At 70.7% G+C, this 6,015-nt stretch carries 8 protein-coding genes; 7 read left to right on the forward strand and 1 reads right to left on the reverse strand.

Features of this window, described 5'->3' with window-relative positions:
- Entirely contained in the window at positions 1 to 600 is a 600-nt protein-coding gene (locus tag MZTS_RS20255) for a hypothetical protein (RefSeq protein ID WP_192285191.1), read from the reverse strand.
- A gap of 309 nt (positions 601 to 909) precedes the next feature.
- On the opposite strand from MZTS_RS20255, the gene MZTS_RS20260 reads away from it, so the two are divergent.
- The 7 genes from MZTS_RS20260 to MZTS_RS20290 all read left to right on the forward strand — a co-directional run bounded on the left by MZTS_RS20260 (position 910) and on the right by MZTS_RS20290 (position 5,978).
- Entirely contained in the window at positions 910 to 1,662 is a 753-nt protein-coding gene (locus MZTS_RS20260) for a 16S rRNA (uracil(1498)-N(3))-methyltransferase (protein WP_009865716.1), read from the forward strand.
- 32 nt (positions 1,663 to 1,694) lie between these two features.
- Complete coding sequence (locus MZTS_RS20265) at positions 1,695 to 2,678, forward strand: asparaginase (protein WP_192285192.1); 984 nt, start codon at positions 1,695 to 1,697, stop codon at positions 2,676 to 2,678.
- Between the two features lie 182 nt (positions 2,679 to 2,860).
- Positions 2,861 to 4,228: a glutamate--cysteine ligase gene (locus tag MZTS_RS20270; protein ID WP_192285193.1), complete on the forward strand. Its 1,368-nt coding sequence runs from the start codon at positions 2,861 to 2,863 to the stop codon at positions 4,226 to 4,228.
- 142 nt (positions 4,229 to 4,370) lie between these two features.
- Entirely contained in the window at positions 4,371 to 4,772 is a 402-nt protein-coding gene (locus MZTS_RS20275; RefSeq protein WP_192285194.1) for a hypothetical protein, read from the forward strand.
- A 78-nt stretch (positions 4,773 to 4,850) separates the two neighbouring features.
- Positions 4,851 to 5,111: a sulfurtransferase TusA family protein gene (locus MZTS_RS20280; RefSeq protein WP_192285195.1), complete on the forward strand. Its 261-nt coding sequence runs from the start codon at positions 4,851 to 4,853 to the stop codon at positions 5,109 to 5,111.
- A gap of 31 nt (positions 5,112 to 5,142) precedes the next feature.
- The gene (locus MZTS_RS20285) at positions 5,143 to 5,709 is read left to right on the forward strand and encodes an NUDIX domain-containing protein (RefSeq protein ID WP_009865636.1); all 567 of its coding nucleotides are present in this window, start codon (positions 5,143 to 5,145) and stop codon (positions 5,707 to 5,709) included.
- Between the two features lie 131 nt (positions 5,710 to 5,840).
- Positions 5,841 to 5,978 carry a hypothetical protein gene (locus MZTS_RS20290; RefSeq protein ID WP_192285196.1) on the forward strand — a complete coding sequence of 46 codons (138 nt, stop codon included), beginning with the start codon at positions 5,841 to 5,843 and terminating at the stop codon, positions 5,976 to 5,978.
- The last annotated feature ends 37 nt before the right edge of the window (positions 5,979 to 6,015 follow it).

Raw genomic sequence — 6,015 nt, forward strand, 5'->3', positions numbered from 1 at the left:
TTAGAGCGCGCCCTGCGGCATCCGGAAGCTGCCGGAGAGGCCGGGCCCGCCGAGCAGACCGCCGCCGCCGCCGTTCTGCGCCTGAGAGCGGGCCTGGGCTTCCATCTTCGAGGCCTGGGCGGCGATGCCGCAGACCTTGGTGCGGATCGCCCCGACCTTGTTGTGGTCGGCCTTGAAGCCCTCGGCGAAGGAATCGGGGATCGAGCACCATTCCTTGTTGGCGGTGATCCACTTGATGCCGGTGGCGCCGTTGGCCTGGAGCTGGCCGAACAGGGAGCAGGCCTCCTGCGGCGTCATCTTCTTCTTGGAATTCGAGGCCGCGTTGGCCTTGGCCACGAGGTTCTTGCGCTCGATCAGCGTCTTCTGGATGCCGTTGCAATCGGTGCCCGCCTGCTGCGGCACGGATTGGGCCGGGGCCGCCGGCGCCATCGGAGCCGGGATGCTCATCGGCGCGGCGGCGGAGGGCGCCGGCGCGGGCGTCACGTCCATCGACGGCAGCGGAGCCCCGCTGAGGCCCTGAGCCAGCACCGGGCCGGACAGCAGGACAAGGCCGACGAGAGCGGCGGCGGTCTTCGCTGATGCAGACATCCTGGCAGTCATTCGGCCCGGTCCTTCTCCCCGCATGCCGCGACGGGTGTGCCCCCGATCCCGCAGCGCCCACCCGCCGTGAACCCCGGGCGCGGCGCGCTGCGGGTTTCGGCAAGGGGCTGGTCCCTGTTTCGATGCGGCAGCTTTTTGCGCATGGGATTGTGGCGCCAATGGTGCCACCGGGCCTCAGGCCGCCGCGATGGTGGGAAACAGTGCGAAACAGCGCCGACGTGATATTTCCGCATCACATTTGAGAGGGATGGACCCGATTGACAAAGCCGGAGCGGTCACGCGACGACACCGGCTTCGCTGCGAGAGACCATGGCCGCCTACGATTTCACCGCCCCGCGCCTGTTCGTCGAATCGGATCTGGCGGAGGGGCTGATCCTGCCGCTGGAGCGGGCCCAGGCCAATTACCTCCTCACCGTGCTGCGGCGGAGCGAGACCGATCCCGTCCTGCTGTTCAACGGCCGCGACGGCGAGTGGCGCGCCGAGATCGTGCCGCAGGGCCGCAAGAGCGCGGATCTGCGGGTCGTGACGCGAACCCGCCCGCAGCCGGCGCCGCCCGACCTGCACTACCTGTTCGCTCCGCTGAAGACCGGCCGCCTCGACTACATGGCGCAGAAGGCGGTGGAGATGGGCGCCGGGCTGATCCGGCCGGTCTTCACCCGCTTCACGCAAGGAGAGCGGATCAAGCTCGAGCGCCTGCGCGCCAACGCTGTGGAGGCCGCCGAGCAATGCGGCATCCTCTCGATTCCGGAGATCGCCGAACCGGCCCGCCTGCCCGCCTGCCTCGATGCCCTCGCCCCCGAGCGGCTGCTGGTGTTCTGCGACGAGGACGCCCCCGTTTCCGACCCGGTAGCGGCCCTGCGCGCCGCCGCCGATCCGGCCCATCCGCCGCCGCTGGCGGTGCTGGTCGGCCCCGAGGGTGGCTTTCACGAGGAGGAGCGCGCCCTCATCGCCGCCCGGCCCAACACCGTCGCCCTGTCGCTCGGGCCCCGCATTCTGCGGGCGGATACGGCAGCGGTGGCGGTGCTGACCCTGGTCCAGGCCGTGCTCGGCGACGCGCGCTGAGTTCATCCGGCGCTCAGAGGACATCTTAAGGAATGGCCCAGCCCCGCATCCTCCTCCTGTCCCTCGGCGGGACGATCACCATGACGCACAGCGCGGAAGGGGGGATCGTCCCGACGCTGACGGCGGCCGACCTCGCCGCGACGGTGCCGGGTCTCGACGCGGCGGCGGAGATCGAAACCCTCTCTCCCCTGCGCCGGCCGAGCGCCGGGCTGACCCTCGACGACCTGATCGGTGTCGCCGCCACGCTGAACCGACGCCTCGCGGGCGATCTCGATGGGGCGGTGGTGATCCAGGGCACGGATACCATCGAGGAGACGGCCTTCGTGCTCGACTGCCTCGTCACCGGGGACAAGCCGGTGGTCGTCACCGGCGCGATGCGCGGGCCTGAATCGGCCGGGGCCGACGGGCCGGGCAATCTGCTGGCCGCGACCATCGTCGCGGGCAGCGCGGGCGCGCACGGCCTCGGCGTGCTGACCGTCCTCAACGACGAGATCCATGCGGCACGCCTCGTCCAGAAGGCCCATACCGCCCTCACCTCGGCCTTCCGCTCACCGCTGGCCGGGCCGGTCGGCCTCGTCGCCGAGGGCGAGGCCCGCATCGTCCTGCGTCCGAATCGCGCGCCCGTCCTCACCGGACCGTTGGCACCGGAGGCCGCGCCCGTGGCGCTCCTGCGGATGGGCCTCGGCGACGACGGACGCCTGCTCGCCGCCCTGCCCGATCTCGGCTTCGCCGGATGCGTGATCGAGGGCATGGGTGCGGGCCACGTCCCGGAGCCCCTGGCCGAGATCGTTTCGGCCATCGCCGGGCGGATGCCGGTGGTGCTCGCGTCGCGGGCGCAGACCGGTCCGGTGTTCTGCCGCACATACGGATATCCCGGCGGCGAGATCGATCTGTTGCGGCGGGGCGCCCTCTCGGCCGGTCTTCTGTCGGGGCTGAAGGCACGGCTGCTGCTGCAATTGCTCCTCAGGGCGGGGATCGCGCGGCCGGATTACGCGGCCTTCTTCGCGGATCCGTGATCGTCGCTTCCCATCGACAGAAGCGTGAATCATGCCCGTCATGCGGTAGGCGGGCGCGTTGTTCACCCTTGCAGTGTCCTCTAAGGACACGACATCCGGTGAGGCTGCCACTGGCCCCGTCCCGTGGCGGACGACCGGCGCGCCGCTGACCCCTTCGATCGACGTCACCTCCGAGGCAGCGCATGGCGCGCGACACGTCCGACACAACCCCGCTCACCACGCGGGAGGAGCTGATCGCGTGGTTCTCCGCGGGCGAGAAGCCGCGCGAGCGCTTCGCCATCGGCACCGAGCACGAGAAGATCCCGTTCTACACGGAGGATCACGCGCCCGTTCCCTACGAGGGCGAGTGCGGCATCCGCGCGCTGTTGGAGAATCTCGGCCGCGAGACCGGCTGGGAGCCGATTCTGGATGCCGGCAACATCATCGGGCTGGCGGGGCAGGAGGGCGGCGCGATCTCGATCGAGCCGGGCGGACAGTTCGAACTGTCCGGCGCGCCCCTGCCCGACGTCCACGCGACCGTGGCCGAACTCGACGCGCACTTGGCGGCGGTGAAGCGCGCGGCTGAGCCCCTCGGCATCGGCTTCCTCGATCTCGGCATGAGTCCGAAATGGACTCGTGAAGCCACGCCGCTGATGCCGAAGAGCCGCTACCGCATCATGCGCAACTACATGCCGAAGGTCGGCAAGCTCGGCCTCGACATGATGCTGCGCACCGCCACGGTGCAGGTGAACGTCGATTTCGCCTCGGAAGCCGACATGGTGCGCAAGATGCGCGTCAGCCTCGCCCTCCAACCCGTCGCCACCGCGCTGTTCGCCAACTCCCCCTTCACCGACGGGCGGCCCAACGGCTTCCTGTCGCGGCGTTCCGAGATCTGGCGCGACACCGATGCCGACCGCACCGGCATGCTCGCCTTCGCCTTCGACGAGGGCTTCGGCTACGAAGCTTACGTCGATTGGCTGCTCGACGTGCCGATGTACTTCGTCAAGCGCGGCGAGACCTACCACGATGTGGCCGGCGCCTCGTTCCGCGACCTGATGGAGGGCCGCCTCGCGGCTTTGCCGGGCGAGCGGGCGACGGTCTCGGACTGGGCCAACCACGCCTCCACCGTGTTCCCCGAAGTGCGTCTCAAGCGCTTCCTCGAGATGCGCGGCGCCGATGTCGGCGGCCCGGCGATGATCGCGGCGCAATCGGCCTTCTGGGTCGGGCTGCTCTACGACGACGACGCCCTCGGCGCCGCCTGGGATCTGGTGCGCGGCTGGAGCGCCTGCGAACGGGAATCGATCCGGGCCGCCGTGCCGCGGATCGGGCTCAACGCCAGCATCGGCGGGCGCAGCCTCGGCGCCGTCGCCGCCGAGGCCCTGGCGATCGCCCGCTCCGGCCTTCAGGCGCGGGCGCGCCGGGACGGGGCCGGGCGCGACGAGGCAGTCTATCTCCAACCGCTGGAGACCATCGTCGCCGCCGGCCGCAGCCGGGCGGAAGAGCGCCTCGCCGATTACGAAGGGCCTTGGGAGAAATCCGTGGAGCCCGCCTTCACCGCTTGCATCTTCTGACGGACCGGCCGCCCCGCGCGCAGGCGAGGCGGACACACGATGCCGGCGTGGGATTTCGCACACGCCATGCCCGGACGACGGAACGGGACCGGCGCGAAATTGTTCCTGTGCGTGTTCCTTATCGCTTAAGGAGTCCGCATCCATGTCACGCATCACGACCCTGACGCTCGCCGGCCTCGCCGCGACAGGCCTGGCCCTGGCGGCCGTTCCCGCCGCAGAGGCGGCGCCGCTGCCGGCCCTGAGCGCTGCCCAGGTCGGCGGAGGTGGCACGACCGTCGATCAAGTCGGCTGGCGCCGCGGCTATTACGGGGGATATTACGGTCCCCGCTACGGCTATTATCGCCGCCGCAATGTCGGCGGGGCCCTCGCCGCCGGCGCGGCGCTCGGCCTGATCGGCGGTGCCATCGCTGCCAGCGCGGCTCCGCGCTACTACGGCGGCTACGGTTATTACGATTACGGCTACGGTCGTCCCGTGGGCTATTACGGCTACGGGTATCCGGCCTATGGCGGCTATTACGGCGGCTACGACCCCTACGCTTGGTAATCGCCCACTTCGGCGAAAACAGCCCCGCCGGCTGCGCTTCAGCCAGCGGGGCTTTTTCGTGTTATGGGCTCGGCCGCGATGCCCGAACTCTCCGCGGCCGACACGGTCGAACTCGACCTCAGCGGCCTCAAATGCCCCCTGCCGGCCCTGCGTACCCGCAAGGCCCTGCGCGCCCTGCCGGCCGGGGGACGCCTCGTCGTGACTTCCACGGACCCCCTCGCGGGGATCGACATTCCCAATGTCGTCCGCGAGGAAGGGGCCGCGCTGGAGGCGCAGGAGCGTTCGGGAACGGCCGCGCGCTTTCTGATCCGCCGCGTCGGCGGCGATCCTCCCGCCTGATCCCGCTCGAGACCTTCGACCCGGAGACGCCATGCCCCCCGAGATCCGCGGCACCCGCACCGTTCACGATGGCTGGGCGAGCTTCCTCGTCGCCGACGTGACCACCCCCGAGGGCGCCGACGTCACCCGGGAGATCGAGGATCACGGCGAGGCGGTCTGCGTGCTGCCCTACGATCCCGCGCGCAAGGTCGCCCTGCTGATCCGTCAGTTCCGGGCGGCGCCCTTCTTCACCGCCGGGGTGACCGACCTGCTCGAAGTGCCGGCCGGCCTGCTCGACGAGGCCGACCCGGAGGCCGGCGTGCGCCGGGAAGCCTTCGAGGAGACGGGCCTGCGCCTGTCCCGTCTGGAGCCGGTCTCCACGGTCTGGAGCCTGCCCGGTATCTCCACCGAGCGGATGCACCTGTTCCTCGCTCCCTATGCGGAGGCGGACCGGGAGGGACCGGGCGGCGGCCTGGCGGAAGAGCACGAGGCGATCACCGTGGTCGAGCTGCCGCTCGCCACCCTCGCCGCGATGGGGGACGCGGGCGAGATCGCCGACATGAAGACCCTGGTGCTGCTCCTCAGCCTCCGCCTGCGCCGGCCGGACCTGTTCGCCTGAGCCGGCCCTTCCGGATGGATAATCGGAGCGCAGCGGACGTCCCGCTTGCGGGCGGCCCGCCACGATCTATCATCGCACCCGACGCGGAATGGATTCCCTCCGAGAGTCTCCGCTGCGCGGGAGATGCGCTCATGTCGTTCTTCATCGGGATCGCCGGTCCCTGGCTCGTGGTCTCCGCTCTGCTCCTGATGTGGCACCGGCGCGAACAGGAGCGCCCGGTGCGGGTCACCAGCGCCGCCGAGTCGGGCGGGTATCCGCCGCGGGCCTGACGGAGCGCACGGCCGGGGCGTCCTTCCCGCCCCACCC

The organism is Methylorubrum zatmanii (assembly GCF_014845115.1).
GTDB lineage: Bacteria > Pseudomonadota > Alphaproteobacteria > Rhizobiales > Beijerinckiaceae > Methylobacterium > Methylobacterium zatmanii.